The organism is Marinomonas transparens (assembly GCF_016463975.1).
Lineage (GTDB): Bacteria > Pseudomonadota > Gammaproteobacteria > Pseudomonadales > Marinomonadaceae > Marinomonas > Marinomonas transparens.
Window position 1 is genome coordinate 65,479 of record NZ_JAEMNX010000012.1, and the last position, 22,184, is coordinate 87,662.

Annotated in this window: 19 protein-coding genes; 13 read left to right on the forward strand and 6 right to left on the reverse strand. The window is 41.9% G+C overall.

What is annotated here, in order from left to right:
• The first annotated feature begins 55 nt into the window (after positions 1-55).
• From I8J31_RS11680 to I8J31_RS11700, 5 genes are all read left to right on the forward strand, one after another.
• A complete protein-coding gene (locus tag I8J31_RS11680) occupies positions 56-964 on the forward strand; it encodes a LysR family transcriptional regulator (protein ID WP_325101202.1) in 909 nt (302 codons plus the stop codon).
• Positions 965-1,217: 253 nt separating this feature from the next.
• The gene (locus I8J31_RS11685; RefSeq protein WP_199468744.1) at positions 1,218-2,084 is read left to right on the forward strand and encodes a siderophore ABC transporter substrate-binding protein; all 867 of its coding nucleotides are present in this window, start codon (positions 1,218-1,220) and stop codon (positions 2,082-2,084) included.
• A 40-nt stretch (positions 2,085-2,124) separates the two neighbouring features.
• A complete protein-coding gene (locus tag I8J31_RS11690) occupies positions 2,125-3,087 on the forward strand; it encodes an ABC transporter permease (RefSeq protein WP_199468745.1) in 963 nt (320 codons plus the stop codon).
• Positions 3,080-4,063 (forward strand): iron chelate uptake ABC transporter family permease subunit, encoded by a 984-nt coding sequence (locus I8J31_RS11695; RefSeq protein ID WP_199468746.1) that lies wholly within the window; start codon positions 3,080-3,082, stop codon positions 4,061-4,063. The genes I8J31_RS11690 and I8J31_RS11695 overlap by 8 nt, the downstream gene beginning before the upstream one ends.
• Complete coding sequence (locus I8J31_RS11700; protein ID WP_199468747.1) at positions 4,060-4,818, forward strand: iron ABC transporter ATP-binding protein; 759 nt, start codon at positions 4,060-4,062, stop codon at positions 4,816-4,818. The genes I8J31_RS11695 and I8J31_RS11700 overlap by 4 nt, the downstream gene beginning before the upstream one ends.
• Before the next feature lie 67 nt (positions 4,819-4,885).
• Here the strand turns inward: I8J31_RS11700 and I8J31_RS11705 are convergent, their stop codons facing one another.
• The 3 genes from I8J31_RS11705 to I8J31_RS11715 all read right to left on the reverse strand — a co-directional run bounded on the left by I8J31_RS11705 (position 4,886) and on the right by I8J31_RS11715 (position 8,986).
• A complete protein-coding gene (locus I8J31_RS11705; protein ID WP_199468748.1) occupies positions 4,886-6,802 on the reverse strand; it encodes a beta-ketoacyl synthase in 1,917 nt (638 codons plus the stop codon).
• Positions 6,803-6,976: 174 nt separating this feature from the next.
• Positions 6,977-7,837: a glucosaminidase domain-containing protein gene (locus I8J31_RS11710; protein ID WP_199468749.1), complete on the reverse strand. Its 861-nt coding sequence runs from the start codon at positions 7,835-7,837 to the stop codon at positions 6,977-6,979.
• Positions 7,838-8,014: 177 nt separating this feature from the next.
• Positions 8,015-8,986, reverse strand: a complete 972-nt coding sequence (locus tag I8J31_RS11715; protein WP_199468750.1) for a glutathione S-transferase family protein — start codon at positions 8,984-8,986, stop codon at positions 8,015-8,017.
• Between the two features lie 110 nt (positions 8,987-9,096).
• Here I8J31_RS11715 and I8J31_RS11720 point away from each other — a divergent pair, with 110 nt between their 5' ends.
• The 3 genes from I8J31_RS11720 to I8J31_RS11730 all read left to right on the forward strand — a co-directional run bounded on the left by I8J31_RS11720 (position 9,097) and on the right by I8J31_RS11730 (position 11,930).
• A complete protein-coding gene (locus tag I8J31_RS11720; RefSeq protein ID WP_199468751.1) occupies positions 9,097-10,245 on the forward strand; it encodes a GGDEF domain-containing protein in 1,149 nt (382 codons plus the stop codon).
• A 416-nt stretch (positions 10,246-10,661) separates the two neighbouring features.
• Complete coding sequence (locus I8J31_RS11725; RefSeq protein WP_199468752.1) at positions 10,662-11,306, forward strand: TetR/AcrR family transcriptional regulator; 645 nt, start codon at positions 10,662-10,664, stop codon at positions 11,304-11,306.
• 3 nt (positions 11,307-11,309) lie between these two features.
• Positions 11,310-11,930: a LysE family translocator gene (locus I8J31_RS11730; protein WP_199468753.1), complete on the forward strand. Its 621-nt coding sequence runs from the start codon at positions 11,310-11,312 to the stop codon at positions 11,928-11,930.
• 60 nt (positions 11,931-11,990) lie between these two features.
• Here the strand turns inward: I8J31_RS11730 and upp are convergent, their stop codons facing one another.
• On the reverse strand, positions 11,991-12,647 hold the full coding sequence (gene upp / locus I8J31_RS11735; RefSeq protein ID WP_199468754.1) for a uracil phosphoribosyltransferase: 657 nt from the start codon (positions 12,645-12,647) through the stop codon (positions 11,991-11,993).
• Between the two features lie 182 nt (positions 12,648-12,829).
• Here upp and lon point away from each other — a divergent pair, with 182 nt between their 5' ends.
• Positions 12,830-15,271, forward strand: coding sequence for an endopeptidase La (lon, locus tag I8J31_RS11740; protein WP_199468755.1), 2,442 nt, complete (start codon positions 12,830-12,832; stop codon positions 15,269-15,271).
• A 153-nt stretch (positions 15,272-15,424) separates the two neighbouring features.
• The gene (locus tag I8J31_RS11745) at positions 15,425-16,804 is read left to right on the forward strand and encodes an MATE family efflux transporter (RefSeq protein WP_199468756.1); all 1,380 of its coding nucleotides are present in this window, start codon (positions 15,425-15,427) and stop codon (positions 16,802-16,804) included.
• On the opposite strand, the gene I8J31_RS11750 is transcribed toward I8J31_RS11745, so the two are convergent.
• Positions 16,797-17,561, reverse strand: coding sequence for a TlyA family RNA methyltransferase (locus tag I8J31_RS11750; protein WP_199468757.1), 765 nt, complete (start codon positions 17,559-17,561; stop codon positions 16,797-16,799). The genes I8J31_RS11745 and I8J31_RS11750 overlap by 8 nt on opposite strands.
• Positions 17,562-17,687: 126 nt before the next feature.
• Here I8J31_RS11750 and I8J31_RS21110 point away from each other — a divergent pair, with 126 nt between their 5' ends.
• A complete protein-coding gene (locus I8J31_RS21110) occupies positions 17,688-18,527 on the forward strand; it encodes a sulfurtransferase (protein WP_199468758.1) in 840 nt (279 codons plus the stop codon).
• Between the two features lie 66 nt (positions 18,528-18,593).
• On the opposite strand, the gene I8J31_RS11760 is transcribed toward I8J31_RS21110, so the two are convergent.
• Positions 18,594-18,911 carry a hypothetical protein gene (locus I8J31_RS11760; RefSeq protein ID WP_199468759.1) on the reverse strand — a complete coding sequence of 106 codons (318 nt, stop codon included), beginning with the start codon at positions 18,909-18,911 and terminating at the stop codon, positions 18,594-18,596.
• Positions 18,912-19,082: 171 nt separating this feature from the next.
• On the opposite strand from I8J31_RS11760, the gene I8J31_RS11765 reads away from it, so the two are divergent.
• Positions 19,083-20,252 carry a nucleotide sugar dehydrogenase gene (locus I8J31_RS11765; RefSeq protein ID WP_199468760.1) on the forward strand — a complete coding sequence of 390 codons (1,170 nt, stop codon included), beginning with the start codon at positions 19,083-19,085 and terminating at the stop codon, positions 20,250-20,252.
• Positions 20,253-20,312: 60 nt separating this feature from the next.
• Entirely contained in the window at positions 20,313-22,148 is a 1,836-nt protein-coding gene (locus tag I8J31_RS11770) for a DUF3413 domain-containing protein (RefSeq protein WP_199468761.1), read from the forward strand.
• Positions 22,149-22,184: the final 36 nt, after the last annotated feature.

The window sequence follows — 22,184 nt, forward strand, 5'->3', positions numbered from 1 at the left end:
AACAATTCACTATTTACTAAAAAGAAATAATAATAGGGGAACTTTTTTGTTTTTAGTGAGTGGTATGGATAAGTTACAGGCAATGAAAGTGTTCTGTCGAGTATATGAGGCGGAGAGTTTTAAGCTAGCGAGTGACTCTTTAGATATTTCTCGCCCTATGGTTACTCGTCATATTAACAGCATTGAAGATGAGCTGGGAATTAAGCTTTTCCAACGCAATACTCGTAACATTAGTGTGACGCATGCAGGAATGCAATATTATCGCCACTGCATTGCTATCTTAGATGCGATAGAGGAAGCAGAAAGTGAGATTAGCGAGCTAACCTTAATGCCTAAGGGGCGATTGAAAATAAGTGTCCCGATGGACTTCGGTTTGTCTCATATTGTTCCCCTGTTAGATCGCTTTAACCGCTTGTATCCACAGATTGAGTTAGACATCGACTTTAGTGATAAGCGGGTCGATATGACGGAATCCGGTTTTGATCTGGCTATTCGCGGTGGAAATTTAGGGGGGGATCAGTTTATTGCTCGGCCGCTATGTACTCAAAGGAACTTTATTTGTGCATCACCAGAGTATCTTGCTCGATATGGTGAGCCTGAGGTTCCAGAGGACCTCACTGCTCATAAGTGTTTGATTTACAGTAACGCGTCGAGCTCTGATCGTTGGCCTTTGGTCGATGACCTAGGGGAAGTGCAGATGGTTTCTGTTTCTGGCATGTTTCGTATGAATAATGGTAGTGCCTTGACTCATATGGCATTGGCGGGCCTAGGGGTGATTTATCAACCGGGATTTCTTGTCTCCCAATATATTGATTCTGGAAAGTTGGTGAATTTACTGCCTAACTATAGGGGCTATGAGTTTACCTTTCATGTCATCTACCCACAGAGAAAATTGATGTCGAGGAAGACGCGCTTATTACTGGATTTTTTGCAGCAGAACCTAGTTGATAAAGTTTTGTCGTAGCTCGATGAAACCAGCAAAGTCTGATTTCTATGACGTATCAGGCCTTATTCAGTTTTGATAACTCAAAACGGCTGATAGTAATGTGAATTTTATCGTTTGTAAGTTGTTGTCATTATAGGGGTTATTGAGGTGGGTAAACTAGCATTGACAGCACTAGCTCAATCAATAGAATAGTTTCGATAATTATTTTCATTTAGATTGGTGGTTTCTCATGTTAGGTGTTTTTATATCTCGATTCACTCGGATGTGCTGGGTGTTTGCTTTGATTTCTATCGCTCATGCTGATGTTGTTATAAAGCATACACAGGGAGAGACCTTAGTTCCAAGTCTTTTGATGACGGTACTGACCTATGACTTGGCAACATTAGATACCTTGGACACACTGGGTATTGAGGTGGCAGGTTTACCAAAGGCAACCTTGCCCGAAAGGTTTAAAAAATATCGTTCGGATGAATATGTCAATGTTGGTTCTTTGTTTCAGCCTGATTACGAAATAGTCGCTTCCTTACAGCCCGATCTCATTGTCGTCGCCAATCGTTCTTCAACCTCATACAAAGATCTTAGCCAACTTGCCCCGACCATTGACTTAACTGTTTGGGGTGATGGGTTTATGGATCAATTTAAGTTTGCGACTCGCACTTTAGGTAAACTGTTTGATAAGTCGGAAGAGGTAGAGCAGCGCTTGACTCGTCTTGAGCAGAGTATTGAGGAGACTCAAACGCTGGCTAAAAAATCAGGTAAGAGTCTTATTATTATGACCAGTGGTGGCAAATTAACGGCTTATGGTGAAGGCTCTCGTTTTGGCTGGTTGCATACCGAGTTAGGTTTTGAACCAGCAGTTAAAGATCTGAATAAAGGCACCCATGGTGACCCTGTTTCATTTGAGTATTTGCTAGAGGTCGACCCAGATGTAATTTTTGTGCTTGATCGTGATGGCGCGATTGATATTTCTAATAGTGCCGCACGAGCGACGCTAGATAATGATTTAGTAAAACGTACACAAGCTTATAAAAACAACCGTATTATTTACCTAGATTCGGCTAATTGGTACGTGATTGTGTCAGGTCTCAGTACCGTGGAAAAAATGGTGACGGAAGTCGCTCAGGGCGTATCTAACTGAGTCTGATTATGGGCGAAGTTTTTAATCTGAAGAGAAATGAATGATATCAACTTGGTATTCATGGCCATTGGCGTTAGGCACATTGCTGTTGTTAATGGCGGGAAGTCTGCTAGTTGGAGTGGCTGACTTTACCTGGATGGCAGGCTCAGAACATGATCAACAAATCTTATTTATTAGTCGTTTACCACGAACTCTGGCGTTAGTGCTGACTGGCATGTCTTTGGCCGTTGCGGGCTTGCTGATGCAGATGTTGGTGCGTAATCGTTTCGTCGATCCGGGTACAACAGGTACATTAGAATCAGCCATGCTTGGGCTGTTATTGGTGGCTTTATTTGCACCTGGATTAAGTGTTTTTTCTAAAATGCTAGTGGCGGCAACTTTTGCTATGGTCGGTAGCTTTGCTTTCATGGGATTGTTGCGGACTATCCCTTTGCGCTCTCCTGTGATGGTACCGTTAGTTGGTATTATGTTTGGCGGCGTGATTGGCTCCATCACGTTGTTTTTAGCCTATCGTTATAATCTTATGCAAACACTATCTAATTGGACGAATGGCGATTTTTCTGCTGTATTGCGCGGTCGCTATGAGTTGTTGTGGCTAGGGGCTGGATTGACTGTGTTGGGCTATATGGCTGCAAATCGCTTTACTTTATTGGGCATGGGGCGATCGCAGGCGATCAATTTGGGGCTAAATTATCGGGCTATTTTGACATTGGGGTTGGTGATTGTGTCTTTAATGTCTGCGGTAACCATTGTTACGGCGGGGGTGATTCCTTTTCTTGGTTTGATTGTACCTAATGTCGTGAGTATGTTGCTTGGAGATAACTTGCGTCGTAGCTTGCCTTGGGTTGCTTGGCTTGGTGCCACCTTGGTGTTGGCTTGCGATATTCTAGGACGCTTAATTCGTTATCCTTATGAGATTCCTATTGGCACTGTCATGGGGGTGTTGGGAAGTATGTTATTCATTTATCTGCTGCTGAAACGCACGCAGGCCTCCCATGAATAGCGTCAGGGCTGTGGTTGCTAGGAGCCTTAGTAATCCAGTATATCGTTTAATGATGGCTGGTGTTTTTGCCGCGTTAGCCATTGTTGCCTTTTTGACGTTGAATGTGCGTGCGAGTTGGGCCTTTACTTTACCCTTTAGAGGGGAAAAAGTGATTGCCATTATGTTGGTTGGCGTGGCGATTGCTTTTTCTACTGTGCTTTTTCAGACCCTGACACACAATCGTATTTTAACACCGGGCATTATGGGTTTTGATTCGCTTTATGCGTTACTACAGTCCTTTATGTTACTGCTTTTGGGGCGTATAGCATTTGTGCAGCTTAACCCGCAGCTGAAGTGGTTGATTGAGGTCATGGTGATGGCGGGGGCATTATGTGGTCTATATTATTGGCTGTTTTTGCGGCAAAAGCGTGATTTACCTGTATTGATTCTTGTTGGTATCGTATTAGGGTTGCTTTTTCGAAGTCTCAATAGCCTGATTGGTCGTATGATGGACCCTGTTGAGTTTGATGTCTTACAAGACCTTATGTTTGCCAACTTTAATCGAATTGACGGTTCTTTATTAGCGGTTGCTGGTTTTTTGATGTTGTTGGTGTCTGCTTGGCTGTGGCGACAGCGCTATGTATTAGATGTACTGCAACTTGGTGATGCTATTGCGGTAAACCTTGGATTAAATCAAAGGGCTTTAACGTTAAAGTTGATTGTTGCGATTGCCTTTTTGGTGTCAATCTCAACGGCTCTGGTTGGTCCTGTGACATTTTTCGGAATTTTAGTAGCCAATATTGCTTATGCTGTTAGTGGCAGTTATCAACACCGATTTGTTATTCCTATGGCGTCGTTTTTAGCCATTATTGCCTTGGTTGGTGGGCAAGCCATTTTAGAGTATGTACTTAAGTTTGGCTCCAGTTTAAGCATTGTTGTTGAGTTTATTGGCGGGGTGTTTTTTCTTGGGTTAGTGATGCGACAAGGAAGAAGATGATTGAAGTTCAGTCCTTAAATAAAAAATACGGTACGACCCCGGTTCTTAAAGAGATTAATTTGACGCTACCGGACCAAGGGGTCACTGCGCTGATCGGTCCAAATGGTGCGGGGAAATCGACTTTGCTAGGCGTGATGAGCCGACTGCAGGCTGCGGATGCTGGTCGAGTGATGATAGATGGTTTGGATGTTCATCAGACAAGTAATGCCGTTTTATCCAAAAAAATGGCCATATTGCGCCAAGACAATACCATTAGCTTGCGCTTGAAAGTTTATGACTTTGTGGCATTCGGACGCTTTCCATATAGTCAGGGTAAGCTAACTCAGGAGGATATGGAGCATGTAGATAGGGCTCTCGACTACTTAAATTTAAATGATTTAAGGCATCGATATCTCGATGAGTTGTCTGGCGGGCAGCGTCAGCGTGCTTGCATTGCTATGGTGTTGTGTCAAAACACAAAATACTTGTTGCTGGATGAGCCGCTTAATAATTTAGATATGAAACATGCCGTGGATATTATGAAGCTTATTCGGCGTGCCGCAGATGACCTGCAAAAACAGGTTGTGGTGGTGTTGCATGATATTAACTTTGCTTCTTGTTATGCGGATAGAATCATAGCGATGAAATTAGGTGGAGTCGTTTATGATCACCCTCCAGAACTACTTATGACAACCGATATTATGCGTGATTTATATGGAATAGAAATGACAATACATAGTATTCAAGATCGACCTATCGGCTTCTACCATCTATAGAATCTCGCGTCATAAAAATATCCCCTACTTGGTAAAAGGTAGGGGATATTTTATCTAACAAGTTTCATTATTTTAGGTCAGAAAACTCATTCTCGATGTTTAAAGAAACAGGCATATCATAGCCAGGCAGACGAATCTCTTGGTCTGTAATGCTTAGCTCTTCTCCACCTAGCACATTAAAACCAAATTTATAAATAGGTTGGCTTTCGCCTCTAATAGTAGCTTGGTTATACGCTTCTGCGCTGGCCACGACTTGGGCATTTCTTTTTTTGTAGCTGGCCAGTTGTTCTTCGCTATAGCGTTTGCTGAGCATTTTCATTACTTGGTGCGGAGCAAGTAAAACGGTTGTGGCGTTATTGCCACCAAAGCCTTTCGAGTTTAGTAGGGCCGCATCAAAGTGCTCTTTTCCATACGCCTCGTGCTTCAGTTGGAATTTCAAACCCTCTTGATACACGTCATCCGCTAGTGCATAGGAGGTAGTGATGCCGGGTAAAATGCCATCTTTCCAAACGCCTAGGGACAAGTGAAGCTGATCTCCTCCCGCAGTGCCTTGTGAATGTCCTAAAAAGGCTTTCATGGCGACAACGGGAATGTCTGTTGCTCCGAAGCTAGTGGCTGCTTTACTTAGTACATGCGATTCAGTCACTCGGTTTTGAGGAGTGCTAGTGCCGTGAGCTTGAATAAAGGTGCGTTGCGTTAACCCTTCTTTACCTATGATATTTTGTAGGTAAGCCATGGCTTTGCTCATTGTTAGGTAGTTACCAATACCTGGAGCTGAAATGGATTTTTTATGGCCATCAGCGTGGGAAAATACCGCAGGGACAGCGCCAAAAATTTCGGCGCCTAACTCAATGGCCAGTTCATCGTCCATTAATAATGTCCATTGGCTGGATTCGCCGATGGTAAAGCCACAGTTTTGAGCGAATGGGCGACAGCTTCGAGTATGGTCGGGTTCGTTCTGGTTGTTGATTTGATCAAGGGCCAGTAGCGCCGTATCTTCTGCTAGGGCTCCCATGGTACGGAAGCCTTCTATGATTTCTGGTGTAATGGGAGCATCACTGCCACCGACCATGGCGACACGGAATTTACCGCACTTTATGCCATCAATGGCTTTTTCCAAATTGAAAAAATACGTTGCACAGGCACCAATCGAGGTGCCAACGCTACCAACGCTACCCAGAATGTAAGCGTTCACAAAGTCTGCAGGCATTTGTGCATAACCTAGTGGCAAATGTTTGGAAGTGGTGCGTTTCCCCATCAAGGCCGATTTCAGCATGCCGCCAAACCCCAAATCATCCATTTGTCCAATGGAGTTGGCTGCATAGACAGCCATTTGATCAGGCGCGACTTTACTGCGAATCGTTTCCCAATCAATACCACTGCTTTGAATGGCGTCGGAAGCCCCATAGACAGTCATCTGTAAGCCGCGTGGGTGGTTACGGCTTTGATAAAGCTTAGATGGGTCAAATCCTGTGGGCAGCTGTCCAGCGGCTTTTACGCTAAGAGGTTTAGTGTCCTTGATGAAGGTCTCTAGGTTGCCATCAACAACCACTTTGCAATGGGTATCGGAAAGTTCGGTGACTTGCCAGTTGGTCGGTCGGTCGTTAGGTAATGAGCGTGTTTTTATGGTGAAACTAAGCTTTTCCTCAGCATCACTGGCACTTAATACGGAGGACTTATGTAGAGCAACGTGGTCTACGTCAAAGAGGCTTGGATGGATACGACGAATTAGGGTGCGAGCGAGTAAAGATTCGCCAATGCTGTCAATGAGAGAGGCGGCATCAAGTGCTTCGCCACTGTCTGTGTGCCACAAACCATTTTTATGTTCGGCAGAATTAGTCAGTGTAGCAAGATCAAGAAGGACATCCTGCTGGGTTGAACTTGGAAGAAGATCTAAGACAATTCGACGATATGCTTGATGTGAAGATGTACGTCCAGCCGAATTGATTCCGCCAAAGCCAACAATAACAGGTAAACGGGCCAATTGAATATCCTCGCTTGGTAGGTGGAAAAAATATTAAGGTATTGTAATCAAGGGGGTGGTGCATAGCCACCCCAGGAAAAAATAATTTCCTATTAGAATAGGAGGTTGCATTATATTTACAGATTTAACGTTTATAGTCAGAAAGATTTTGCTCATTACATGGCTATTTATCCGTTATTTATTGAATCGCCACAAATTGTTGTATTCAATAAGTCCTTTTATTTCATCTACATAAGCTTGTCCGCGCTGCGAATAATGTATTAAGCCACTGGCGAGATCTAAACCAGTAATGTCTTTACCCTCTTTTCTAAGAGTGAGACGGGTGGCTCTTAGTTTTTTGTAGGCATTATTGGTATTTAAATTATCAACATAGGCGAACACAGATTCGCGGGCATCGTGGAATTTTCGTACTTCATGGTCTGCGTCGCTGTCTCTAGACTCTGGTACTAGACCACACCCCTTGCGGAAGCACCATTGACCGAAGAAGTTGTTGCCTTTGAGGGCAAAGCGAGAGGTGCCCCAAGCAGATTCATTTGCCGATTGAGCAAGCACTAGAGAGGCTGGAATAATATCCAATCGGTTAAGCAGTTCTTGAATGCTGTCTTTGCTGTGTTCTTTGACGGCTTTTAATCTGTAGTTTTTTCGTTGTGATGCAAGCCAGTTCTTATCTTTAGATGACATTGAGGCTTCGTTATCTAAGATAGATTGGATGCGTTTACGATCATTAAGAATTAAGTTGTTTTTTTCATGGACGAAGGGCACAAGGTAGTTAAAAAAGGTACTTTTGCGTTCTTTTACGTCGGTTATCGCAGCAAAGTCTGGAGCCTTTTCTTTTATCGGGTGAGATTTAAAGTAATTAACTTCATCGCGGGTTGCTTCCCCTAGCGCTTCCGTTGTACCTACTGAGTCGCCTGTCTCTGCTTCAGATAGTTGCGGTTGAGGCTTTTTTTCTTGAGGCTTCTTAATTGGTTCGATTTTTAGCCACATGACAAAAATCAGAGCAAAGGATATAAGCCAGAGTATTTTTCTTTCCATAAAAAACCACAAATCTCAAACAAGCGTAAGCGTATCAGGATTTAAAATGTAACAAGTGATCTATGCATCACTTTAAACCCAGCATACAAGTAAACAGAACGCCTATTATCCCTAAAAAAAGGTAACTTTAATAGGCTTTCGCATTTGCTTCTTGTGCTTGCCATAGTTTTGATCCTATTAGGCGAAAAATGAGTTGGGGCCGACAGGCACAATTCTGCTTGGATTTATGGTGTCGTGGCTGTAGTAATAATGTCGTTTGATATGCTGTAAGTTAACGGTATCAGGGATGTTGGGGGTGTTATATAGGCGTTTTAAATAGCCGATTAAATTTGGGTAATCGACAATGCGTTTAAGATTGCATTTGAAATGTCCAAAATAGACTGCATCAAAGCGAATGAGGGTGGTGAATAGCCGCCAATCTGCTTCAGTTTGCTCTTCTCCAAATAAATAAGGGCTGTTTTCAAGCCTGTTTTCTAGAAAGTCTAATGTATCGAAGAGGGGAATAAGTGCTTCTTCGTAGGCTTCTTGTGTTGAAGCAAAGCCACATTTATAAACGCCATTGTTGACTGTGTTATAAATTCGATTATTAAGAGTGTCAATGGCTTCCACTTTGTCATCTGGGTAAAAATCAAGGTGGTTTCCTGTGATGTCATTAAAGGCTCGATTAAAGATTCTAATAATATCGGCGGATTCGTTTGACACTATGGTGTGTGTTTCTTTGTCCCAAAGAATCGGAACAGTGACACGCCCTGTGTATCCTTCATCCGCTTTGCTATAAAGCTGGTGGGCAAAGCTAAATCCATATAAAGGGTCGCCTGCGGCGATGTTTGCATCAGCAAAGGTTTCGTCTGATTTAAATTCCCAACCGTTTGAAAGCATATCAGGGTGTACACAGCTGATACTAATAAGATTATCTAGTTGTTTAAGCTTAATGAAAATAAGAGCGCGATGTGCCCAAGGGCAGGCTAAGGAAATATACAGGTGATAGCGGCCTGCGACAGCAGGGAAGTGAGTCGGTTCGTTAGCTTGATATTGGCTTTGAGGATAGATCCAATTTCTAAATTGTGATTCGCTACGGACAAACTTACCGTTAGTTGCTTTTGTGTCATACCATTGGTCAACCCATTTACCTTCGATTAATAGCCCCATCTTTTTCTCCTACAATAATAATTCTGCTTATTATTAATGAAAATGAAGTGTTTTAGGGGCAATATATCGATTGTTTTTAATCGAATGGTTCGATGGGTTTAGTTTTCTTTATGTCTGAGCGTTTAAGTTCCCTGTTAATTCCCTGTTTAATTTTGCTTGCGAGTGTTTATGCAAGTTCGTATGTTGGCCTTCTATCACCCGTATGGATTGAGCTTCTCCCCCTGTTACCTTTAGTTTTAGCCTTTGTCGCTGTTTTACTTGCTTGGCACTTTAATAAAGGCCGAGTATTGATTCTTGTTTTGCTCTTGCTCATTCCTAAGTTGTATGGCGTTTCTGATCAGGATGCTTCAGTAACGGCGTATTTGGTTGTCTCCTGCTTTTGCATTGCTTTATTAGGGTTTGTACCTGAAAGGGGCTTTTTAAATCGCTTTGCGGTGAACCGTATTTTATTTGTACTCATGTTGCTGTGTTGGTGTTATTCGATTGAACGTGGTTGGGTGTCTTTTGCGTTTTTAAATCAAGCTTTTTTAAGCACAGCTATTAGTTGGTCCTCTGTTATGTTGTGGGCTGTGCTATTAGTGAGTGTGGCTGTAACTGCTTTTGCTTGGTGGCTGGGTGGGGATGCCTTTCGAGCAAGTGGCTTAATAAGTATTGTTAGCCTGATTGTGATGAGTCACTTTTCTATTTCGGCGATGCAATTTGATGCTCTGTTATCGTCTCAGTTTCTGCTATGGCTGTGGTTTTTGTTAATGGAAAGCCATCGCATGGCCTATTTAGATGATATGACCAAACTGCCTGGCCGACGGGCCCTGAATGAGACATTGGTTGGGCTGCCTAAGCAGTATGCGATTGCTATGGTCGATGTGGATCATTTTAAAAAATTTAATGACGCTTACGGTCATGATATGGGGGATAAGGTATTAAAAAATGTTGCGTTGCAACTAAAGCAGTATTCTGGTTTAGGGCGTGCGTTTCGTTATGGTGGAGAAGAGTTCACTATGGTGTTTCGTGGTAAGCATCTTGTCGATGTAGAAGATGTTTTGGAGCAAGTTCGGGAAAGCGTTGAGCAGGCTTTTGTTACAGTTTTTGACCCTAAAAAGAAGCAAGAAGTAGAAGTGAATGTTACCGTTAGCCTTGGCGTGGCTTTTTCTACTTTGGGAGAGTCTCCTGATGAGGTGTTGAAAAGAGCAGATGGTGCGCTTTATCAAGCGAAGAAAGGCGGCCGAAACCGCATATCTATTTCATCAAAGCCTAAGTAATCTTATTTTTAAAACAATTAGTTGGAAAAATCCTGTACGACTGGTCAATTTTATCCCTCAAACTCTTGCACTGAAAAGAGAGCTGTTTATAATCGATGGCATATTGATATTTTGCAGTGTCTCGCATTATATAAGTGGTTTTACCTAGTGGTTTAAAGAATATCAGATATAACAAAATACAGATTTTGTTATCGATAACCGAGCCAACGTGGTGTAGCAGTTAGCGCTAATAATGAATGCCTATCGTTATTAGCGTCTCTGTTACGAGGGGAAATAGGGAGCTTCGGCTCCCTTTTTTTATGCTAAAGACCTTAGTGCAACCCCGTGACAAAGAATGTTATGGTGAGGTTTCTCTTGCCTAGAACAATAAGGTAATACTTTTCCCTTTAGTGAATGTCTACCCGCGGGGCTTAATTTTGACTGAAGTAAAGCGACCTAAAGATCAGCTTAAAGCACATATTCGAGCGCAGAATCAAACTCTGATTTTAGAAACCGCAGAACGTGTGTTTGCTCGTCAAGGTCTAGCAAAAACAACGACGCAGATGATTGCTGATGAAGCTGGCTTGCCTAAAGCCAATATTCATTATTACTATCGTTCGAAAAAAGATCTATTGGAAGCTGTGTTAGAGCGTATTCTTCGCCTTTGGCTGGACTCTGTCAGTCAATTTAATTTAGAGGATGGGCCAAAAATAAATCTGACTCGGTATATCAGTGAAAAGATTGATCAGTCTCGATCAAATGGCAATGCTTCAAAAGTTTTTGCTATGGCACTGATTGGTGAAGAAAGCTTTGTTTTAGATTATCTTCGAGATTATTTTGTGATCGAGCTAAATCGAGAAAAAGAAACGATTCAAACATGGATTGATAAAGGCCTGATGGCGCGAATTTCTACTGAGCATTTATTTATCAGTTTATGGGCGATGACACAAACCTATGCAGATTTTGATGCTCAGGTAAAAGTGGTGTTACAAAAGGACCCGTTAGATGCTACTGACTATGAAGAGGCGAAACAGTTTATTACGCGTATGGTATTAGCCGGCTGTGGTGTGGTTGAGGATTAAGTTATGACGTTAGAAAGCGCGATTACCTTTTTTATTGCTATTTTTATTTTTAGCGTTACGCCAGGGCCTGGAGTGTTCGCCATTATTGCACGCAGCATTTCTACTGGTGCCAAGTCGAGCATTGCTCTCTGTGTGGGGATGGCATTGAGCGACATCGTTTACTTGGTAATGGCTTGTTATGGATTGGCGGCGATTGCCGCGGCATGGGAAGAGGTATTTTTAGTTATTCGCTATGTTGGTGCGGCTTATCTTGTTTATCTTGGTTGGAGAATGTGGACTACGCCCATTGCCGAGGCGATGAATCTAGATGACAAAGAAGCGACTCAACAAGGTATAGCAAGTTTTGTTCAAGGTTTTATGATTTCTGCTTCTAACCCTAAAGTGATTTTATTCTATATTGCTTTTTTACCGACCTTCATGGATTTAACTGTGCTGCATGGTTGGGATATCTTGTTGGTTTCGGTGCTTGCCTTTAGTGCTTTGTTATTAGGGTTGACAGTGATTGCGATCAGCGCTTCTCAAGCGAGACGCTTTATGAAATCTAAAAGTTCAATGAAGAAGTTGAATAAGACTGCAGGTGGCATTATGGCCAGTGCTGGAGCTTATCTTGCTTTGAAGGGGTAAGGTTTGTTTTTGAATGTAGGTGATTAGGCCCTCTTGATAGATCAAGAGGGCTTTTTATAATTAGCGAGTACCGTAAATACGGTCGCCAGCATCACCAACGCCCGGACGAATGTAAGCGTGGTCATCCAGTTCACGATCAACAGAACCAATGTACATCGCCACATCAGGATGAGCTTCTTTAAAGGCTTGTATGCCTTCAGGAGCGGCAAAAAGACAAATAAAGCGAATATCGGATGCGCCCATTTCTTTCATCTTGTCGATTGCCATAATGGCGGAGTTACCCGTTGCTAGCATTGGGTCGACTACAATAATGGTGCGCTCGCTTACTGAGTGAGGCATTTTTAGAAAATATTCAACAGGCTGTTTTGTTTCAGGGTCTCGGTATAAACCAACATGACCGACCCGTGCCGAAGGGGACAGTTTCAATACGCCTTCAGCCAGCCCATTTCCAGCTCTCATAATGGTGACAATACAAAGCTTTTTGCCTTTAAGAACGGGACACATAGCTTTTTCTAGGGGTGTTTCTACTTCGACATTAACGGTTTCTAAGTCACGTGTTGCTTCATATCCGATTAAGGTACCAAGCTCTTCGACCAGCATGCGGAATTCACGAGTGGTGGTGTTTTTATCCCGTAAACTGGTGAGCTTATGTTTGACGAAAGGATGCTCTATAACAAATATATCCTTGTAGTTGCTGAGAACTGCGTCGCGTGTCATTAGCATTGTTTCCTTATAATAAATGGGGCGGATATTTAGATGATAGCATAACTTCTAATCAGCAAAATAATGTACTGTGTCTTTTAGCTCGGTTACTTAAAACTACGAATTTGGGGATTGTTTTTATGGAGATTGGCATTACATAAAGACTCAAATAATGCTGATTCATTGAGATTTTTATTATGAGCAATGACGAACAATACATAGAAGAGCAAGACGAGCAGTCGGTTTTATCAGAAGACGATAATGTGGTTATTAGTGACCCAAAAGCCTTAGCTTTACCCGATGATATCTTACCTGACATTTTATTTGTTTTGCCTATTTCCAGTCGTCCGTTTTTTCCTGCACAAGTCCAGCCAGTCATGGTGGATGCAGATCCATGGGAAGATACTTTAGAGCGTATCGCAGAGCATCCTCAGGCTGCGGTTGGTTTGGTATATGCTGATAAGTCTGCAGAAAAAGAGATTCCGACGGTAGATTCTTTTCGTTCTATTGGTTGTGTTGCACGAGTCCATAAGGCAGAAAAGCAAAACGAAAAACTGACCTTTTTAGCACAAGGGGTGAAACGTTTTGAAGTGGTGGAGTGGTTGAGTGAAACGGCACCTTATCGAGCTCGTGTTCGTTATATTAATGATTCGAAGAAAAATGATGACGAGTCTAAAGCCTATGCCATTGCGATTCTTGATGCGATTAAAGAGTTAATTCGTCTAAATCCATTATTTAGTGAAGATTTGCGCCAGTACTTAGGGCGTTTTTCTTTTAATGAGCCGGGGTTGTTGTCTGATTTTGCTGCATCGATTACGTCTGCGGAGGCGGATGAATTGTATGAGGTGCTTGAAACTGCATCAGTGAAAACGCGTATGCATCTGGCGTTAACATTGCTAAAAAAAGAGTTAGAAATTGCCCGCTTACAGAATGAAATTAGCGCGGAAGTGAATGATAAGATCAGCCAGCACCAGCGAGAATTTTTTCTCAAAGAACAGTTAAAGGTGATTCAGAAAGAGCTGGGGATTTCGAAAGATGATAGAACCTCAGATGTTGAAACGTTTGAAGCTCGTCTGAAGGGGAAAACAGTACCTGAAGCTGTGATGGACAAGGTTCAAGAAGAACTGCATAAGTTAAGCATTCTTGAAACCGGATCTCCTGAATATGGTGTGACCCGTAATTACCTTGATTGGGCGACTTCTTTACCTTGGGGTGTACATTCTGAGGACAATTTAGATATTACATTAGCGCGGGAAGTACTTGAGTCTCATCATGCTGGTCTTGGTGATATCAAAGATCGCATTATCGAATTTTTAGCGTTAGGTGCACATCGCGGTGAAATGGGGGGATCCATTTTGCTCTTAGTGGGGCCCCCGGGAGTGGGCAAAACGTCGATTGGTAAGTCCATTGCGGAATCATTAAATCGCAAGTTCTACCGATTTAGTTTAGGTGGGATGCGTGATGAGGCTGAAATTAAAGGCCATCGCCGTACCTATGTTGGGGCTTTGCCGGGTAAGTTTGTCCAAGCCTTAAAGGACGTTGAAGTGGAAAACCCTGTCATTATGTTGGATGAAGTGGATAAAATCGGTTCCTCTTTCCATGGTGATCCTGCTTCTTCTTTATTGGAAGCATTAGATCCAGAGCAAAATAGTGAATTCTTAGATCATTATTTGGATATGCGAGTAGATTTATCCAAGGCTTTGTTTGTGTGCACGGCCAACCAGTTGGATACCATTCCTGGGCCATTATTAGATCGAATGGATGTGATTCGCCTATCAGGATATATCGGCGATGAAAAACTGGCGATTGCTAAGCAGCACCTTTGGCCTAAATTATTAAAGAAAAACAAGCTACTTAAAAAGCAGTTAAATATTACAGATGCTGCACTTCGTCACATTATTGAGCATTATGCCCGTGAAGCGGGCGTTCGTGGACTCGATAAGTTGTTACAAAAAATACTTAGGAAATCTGTTGTTGAACTGCTTACGGGACAAAAAGAACAGATCAATGTGGGCATTAGAGATGTTGAAACCCTATTGGGAATGCCTTATTTCCGACCAGAAAAAACCTTGCAAGGTGTTGGCGTAGTGACCGGCTTGGCTTGGACTTCCATGGGAGGCGCGACCTTACCGATTGAAGCAAATAGAGTACATGAGCTCACTCGTGGTTTGAAGTTAACCGGTAAGCTGGGGGATGTGATGAAAGAGTCGGCTGAAATAGCTTATTCTTATGTGTTTTCTCATACCAAGAGCTATCAGAAAACACCGGAGTTCTTTGATAAATGTTTAGTGCATTTACATGTTCCAGAAGGGGCGACTCCTAAGGATGGGCCTAGTGCAGGTGTGACCATGGCAACGGCTTTGATGTCTTTAGCAAGAGGGGAGCCTGTTCGTAAGGGCCTAGCAATGACAGGGGAGCTAACTTTAACAGGGCAGGTATTGGCTGTTGGAGGAATTCGAGAGAAGATCATCGCCGCGAAGCGCAGCAAAATTAGCGAGGTGATTTTGCCTGAACCGAATCGGCGAGACTTTGAAGAGCTTCCTGACTCTGTCAAAGAAGGCATGACAGTGCATTTTGCCGAGCGCTTTACTGATGTGGAGAAGGTGGTGTTTAACCGGGGGGGTAATGATCTACATTAGACATCTTAATAAAGTAGGCATTCTCTCAGCGGCTGATCCATGAGAAAATAACTAGCTGGGCAAGTAAAACAACTTGTCCGGCTTTTTATTATCAGTAAGGGTAGGCCTAAAGTTGCTGTATCCTAGGTTGCTGCATCATTTTAGGGGAAACCAATGCCTACTCAGGCAAAACTTACGCAAGGTTCAACGTTTAGACATGTGGTGACCATGTCTTTCACCGGTGCACTAGGTTTGATGTGCATGTTTTTGGTGGATTTGGTTGATATGTTGTTTTTGTCCATGTTGGGCGAAAAGGAAGCGGTGGCTGCTGTGGGTTTTGCTAGCAGTATTTTGTTTTTTACGGTTTCTCTTAGCATTGCCATTTCTATTGCCGCAACGGCCTTGGTTTCAAGAGCCATTGGTGCTGGTGATGTTGCGTTAGCTAAACGTCGTGCTGTCAATGTCTTGGCCTTTGGTATTTTATTTTCTTCTCTGATCGTTTGGCTGCTTTGGCCGAATATTCCTCATATACTTTTATTCATTGGTGCTGAAGGTCGAACATTAGATTTAGCAACTGGGTATTTACAGATCTTGGTGCTTGGCATGCCAGCGGTGATGGTTGGCATGATAGGGTCAGGCATTATGCGCGCATTGGGTGATGCCCGACGCGCTATGTATACCACCTTGGTTGGTGGGTTAGTGAACGCGGTACTTGACCCTATTTTCATTTTTGCATTCGGTTTGGGTGTGCAAGGTGCGGCAATTGCTTCTTTGCTAGCGCGTTTTTCTATGGTAGCGGTGTCCTATTATGGGGTGGTGCATATCCATAAAATGCTGGGCGAATTCGATCTGATGGACTTTTTAAAGGACCTACCGTCCATTTCTGTGATTGCTATTCCTGCTATGTTAACCAACTTGTCCTCACCGTTAGCGAATGCCATTGTCATGGAACACACCTCGACTTTTGGGGACGATGCCGTCGCCGCAGTGGCGATCATTGGGCGTATTATTCCTGTGGTATTTGGTGGTCTGTTTGCTTTATCTGGTGCGGTGGGTCCTATCCTTGGACAAAACTATGGGGCGGGGCGCTTTGATCGTATGCATGGGGCCATCAGTAGTGCGGTGACTTATTCCTTCATTTATTGTCTGGTGTTATGCATTGGGCTTTATCAACTGCAAGATTGCTTGGTGTCTGTGTTTAATGCCACAGAAGAAACGGCAGACTTGATTCGTTTTTTTGCGACTTATGTGTCTTTTAGCTTTTTCTTTCAGAGTTTGTTGTTTATCGCCATTGCGGTATTTAACAACTTGGGCAAGCCGCTGAACAGTACCTTGTTGAATTTTGGTCGTGCTACCTTGGGTACCTTGCCTTTGATTAGTTTATTTGCACTTTTTATGGGGGCAGAGGGGATACTTTTTGGGCAAGCTATTGGTTCCATCATTTTTGGTTGCTTGGGCTTCTATATGGCCCGAAACTATATTGCTGGGCTAGAACAAAAGGCAGCGGAAGAGATTATTCCGCTTGATGGCATTCGCTTCGATGAAGTTATTTAGCGTCGCGTATTGCCCATAATAAAAATTCTTGGTTGCCATCTCCGCCTTTGATTGGGCTTTCAATGTAGCATTGGGTTTTGAAACCGAGCTTCTGCACAAAGTCTTGCATTTCTTGGGCTAGTTGCGTTATTCGCTGTACGTCTTTGACGATCCCACCTTTGCCAATAAAGTCTTTGCCTACTTCAAACTGGGGTTTTACTAGGGTAATCAGGTGTCCTTGCTTAGCTAATAGTGCTGGTAATTGGGGTAATATCTTAGTTTGCGAAATAAAAGAAACGTCCATTACGACAAGGTCAAAACCTTGTTCTGGAAAGTGATCATTTAGATCTGCTATGGTGAGATTTCTTGCATTTATTCCTTCAAGGCAAGTGACATTAGGGTGTTTGCGTAATCTGCTATCTAGCTGATCGTGGCCTACTTCAATACCAATGACATTGGCTGCACCATGTTGCAAAGCACAATCGGTAAAGCCGCCTGTCGATTGACCGACATCGAGTACTTGAAAGCCAGTAATATCGAGTTTAGTGTGCTGTAGGGCGCCTTCTAGCTTTAATGCACCGCGGGATACATATTTATCTGCCTCGGTTTTTTCTATTTTCAGCTCGCAATTAGAATCGATTTTTAGGCTCGGCTTTTTGGCATTTAGCCATTTCTGATCTTGTTTATAACTTACTCGTCCTTCATTAATAAAGCTCTGTGCCTGAGCTCGAGATTTGGCAAGGCCTTGTTCCGTTAGAATAATATCGATACGAATCATGGAAAACTCAACTAAGCTATAAGAATAATCGCATCATATTAGCAAAAATCTATGTTGCTAAGTAGGTTTGGCAAGATGGTGAAACGATTATCTTTGTAACGATAGAATCATGGTTGAGGAATATTTGTGTTATTAAAAACTCTCATTAGTGCAAATGAATTAAATACCTTACTCGAACAGTCTAATGTGGTTGTATTAGATTGTCGGTTTTATTTAACAGATCACAGCAAGGGTCAGTCAGAATACGACAAGGGACATATACCAAGTGCTATATTTGTCGATGTTCATCGTCAGTTGGCGAGTGAAGAAACAGAGTTGAGTGGGCGTCATCCTTTACCAGATGAGTTGATATTTTCTCAGCAGCTACAAAATTGGGGTATCACTTCATCGACTCAAGTTGTGGTCTATGACGATATGGGTGGCGCTATTGCCGCTCGTGCATGGTGGATGCTTATACAGCAAGACATTGATGTTCGTGTCTTGGATGGTGGTTTTCCTGCTTGGGTAAGAGAGGGTTTTACTGTTTCAACACAAGTGAATACCGTGACTCCGGCTGAGCAGCAACTGACAGTCTCTTTTCCTTGGGAAGTGAGCGAGCAAATGGTGGTTGAAAACTTTGAAACAAATCAGTTTCAATTGGTGGATTCCAGACCTTTAGACAGATTCAATGGCGAAAACGAAACCATCGACCCTGTCGCTGGACATATTCCCGGAGCCATTAGTCGACCCTTTATTGCAAATTTAGACCCAGAAGGGTGTTTTAAGCCTTCAGAGCAGTTGCATGTGGAATGGCTGGATTGGTTAATTGATAGTCATGCTTTTGTTTATTACTGTGGTTCCGGTGTGACGGCCTGTCACAATGTATTGGCGCTTAATCATGCCGGTATAGAAGCCAAACGCGTCTATGTGGGCTCTTGGAGCCAATGGGCGAAGCGCATGTTACGAGCAGCAAAGGATGAGGTATAAATTAAACACATATAATACGCCCCTTCTTTATATGGAAAAGTAAGGGGCTAGATCGCTAAACGAACTTCATTTTGGTGTAACGCCGGCCATAAAAATTTGAACTTGCTGGTGGTTATCTCCCCAGATATGAGATTTGATCGACAGAAGGAGCTTTTCTGCCTCCTTTAAAGTAACAATACCGTCTTTTAATTTGATACCTATGCCTTCTTGCGTGAAGAAAAAGTGCCATGTGTGTCCATCAATTAACGCCTCACCTTCGCCATTGTGGTAGCTGACCTGTTTAAACGAATAGTCACTAGGGATAAAGCTGGCTAGCTCTTGTCCTGCATCACCATAATTTAGATCCGGAATATAGCCTTGTCGATCAACGAGTTCAAACTTCATATAGAGCTCCTTTTTTATTTAGATTAGCTCGTATGTAGACGCTTTGCCTACTTTTTCATTGATACCACAAAAAAGCGGCTTAGACTGTCTTTTATTCTATTACTCGCTGTAAAATAGCAAGGATAAAACAGACCTAAAGGTTTGTTTTCACTTTTAAGTAAAGGAATAAAAATGAAAATAGCTGTGGCAGGTACTGGGTATGTGGGGATTTCTAATGCTCTTCTATTGGCAAAGTACAATCAAGTCGTTGCTTTAGACATTATCTCTGAGAAAGTTGAGATGTTGAATAACAAACAGTCGCCAATTGAAGATGTTGATATAGAGCGCTATTTGGCAGAAGAAACACTGAACTTTACTGCAACACTCGATAAAGAAGAAGCTTATCTCGGTGCTGATTATGTTATTATCGCGACTCCAACGGACTATGACCCAAGTACGAATTACTTTAATACTCGCCATGTCGAGTCTGTCATTGAGGATGTCATTCGTATTAACCCCAATGCAGTGATGGTCGTAAAGTCGACGGTTCCTGTTGGCTTTACTCGATCCGCCAGTGAACGCTTTCAAACTAATAACCTTTTGTTTTCTCCCGAGTTTCTTCGTGAAGGAAAAGCGTTACATGATAATTTATACCCTTCTCGTATTATTGTTGGCGAACAGTCAGAGCGAGCGGAAATATTTGCAAACTTGTTGAGGCAGGGGGCTCAAAAAGAAGATATCGAGGTATTGTTTACTGGCGCAACTGAGGCTGAAGCTATTAAGCTGTTTGCGAATACTTACTTGGCAATGCGTGTTGCATTCTTTAATGAATTGGATAGTTATGCTGAATCTCATCGTTTAGATAGTAAGCAGATTATCAATGGCGTTAGTCTTGATCCTCGTATTGGCAGTCATTATAACAACCCGTCTTTTGGGTATGGGGGGTATTGCTTGCCAAAAGACACTAAACAGTTACTCGCTAATTACGATAAGGTCCCTAATAATTTGGTTCGAGCGATTGTTGATGCTAATGCGACACGTAAGGACTTTGTTGCCGATGCAATCTTAAAGCGTAGCCCTAAAGTGGTTGGTATTTATCGATTAGTTATGAAAGTTGGTTCGGATAATTTTCGGGCTTCGGCCATTCAAGGCGTAATGAAAAGAATTAAAGCAAAGGGCATTGAAGTGGTCGTTTATGAACCCGCTCTTGAGCAGGCTGACTTTTTTAATTCTAGGGTCATTAAAGACTTAAATGAGTTTAAAACTATTTCAGATGTGATTGTTGCTAACCGAGTGACAAATGATATATCAGATATGGGCGAAAAAGTGTATACGCGAGACCTATTTGGAGAAGACTCTTAGTATATATTTTAATGGGATGACAAAAAAATCAGATTTCAGATTTAAGGCTTAAGTAGAATTATGACAATTAAAGGAAGGCTGTTTACCTACAGTTGGTTTTTATTAATAAATATTATCATTGTTACATTAATAGGCTTACGTTATTTTTATTTCCTTCCGGATACACCGTTTGAGTTCCTAGAGGTATCTTTCATTGCACTAAGCCTATTTTCACAAATGGCGCTTTTGTCGTTTATTATATATTTTTGTACTTTGCCTATTATTATTTTTCCAAATTACTTATTTCGTGTTCTTGTCGCTCTTGTTGCAACCATATCAATTACAGTTTTGGTTGTTGATACTTTTGTTTTTTCTCAATATAGGTTTCATTTAAATCAAGTTGTGTTGAAATTGGTATTGTCTGGTGATGTTGTTGACTTTACCTTTAGTTCATACGTGATGTTATTTGCGTTTTTGGCTGCCGTATTTTTTTTCCAACACTATCTACTTTTAGTTTTAGAGCATCGGCCATGGTTTGTCAGGAAGAAGATAGGTCGTAAGTTTTTAGCTTTAGCTATATGTTCTTTCTTTCTAAGTAATTTTCTTCATATATGGGCTGCTGCTAATGTCTATCAGCCTATTATGCTAGTTAAATCATATTTGCCTTTATTTCAACCAGCTACAGCTAATCGGTTTATGGCTAAGCATGGCTTGATTGATGAAGAGGCATTAGCAAGACAAAAAACCTTATCAACTAAAAATAAAAGTAATTTAAATTATCCTTTAAAGCAACTGGAAGTGAACAATCAAATAAAACCCATCAATATATTATTTTTAGTTGTAGACTCATGGCGATATGACGCTTTTAACCCTGAGAATACTCCCAATCTGTGGGACTATGCGCAGAAGGGGAAAGTTTATGGAAATCATATCTCTACGGGAAACGCGACAAGAACCGGTATTTTTGGCCTTTTTTATGGCTTGCCCGGTACTTATTGGCAGAGCGTTTTTTTGAATCGTAGATCACCTGTTTTCATGGATCGTCTTCAAGAGCTAAATTATCAGATAGGTACTTTTACTTCGGCAAGCCTCACCAACCCTGAATTTAATCAGACAATATTTTCAAAAGTACCTAATATTAGGTTGAGGTCTCAAGGTGATTCTCCAGCGCAAAGGGATGCAAATCTCACGGAAGATTGGGTTAAGTGGTATAGAGCTAGAGATCTAAGCCAACCTAGCTTTTCATTTTTATTTTATGATGCGCCCCATGGCTATGATTTTCCAGAAGGGTACAGTAAAAAGTACGAACCCATGCTTGAAACGCTTAATTATCTGACACTCAATAATGATACTAACCCTGTTCCTTTTATGAATCGCTATAAAACTAGTGTGCGTTATGTTGATGATTTGGCTAAGAAAGTTTTTGATGAAATTAAATTGGCTGGAGATGAAAATAATACTTTAATTGTTATAACTGGTGATCATGCTCAAGAAATTAATGACAATAAGCTTAATTATTGGGGGCATAATAGTAATTTTACAGCGGCACAGGTTCATGTCCCGTTTGCTTTGGTTGGGCCAAAAATAACACCTAATTTATTAGGTGAGAAAACTAAATTTACGAGTCATGAAGATGTGGTACCAACGATAATGAAAAACTATCTTGGTGTTTCAACTGGTATTGAGCAATATTCAACAGGGGTAGATTTACTTTCAACAGTTAAGGAAGACAGGGATTGGGTGATGTCCTCTAGTTATTCAGCTTACTCTATGATTACAAAAGAGAGTATTTTAGAGGTCAAACCTAGTGGGCAATATCAACTAATGGATTTAACCAATAGAAGTATTGATGGGAAAGAGCCAAATTTCTCATATCTAAAAGATGTTTTAGAGAGAATTAGCCGATTTAATCAATAATATATGAAGGTACTAGGGAAGGTAAGAATAAGTCTA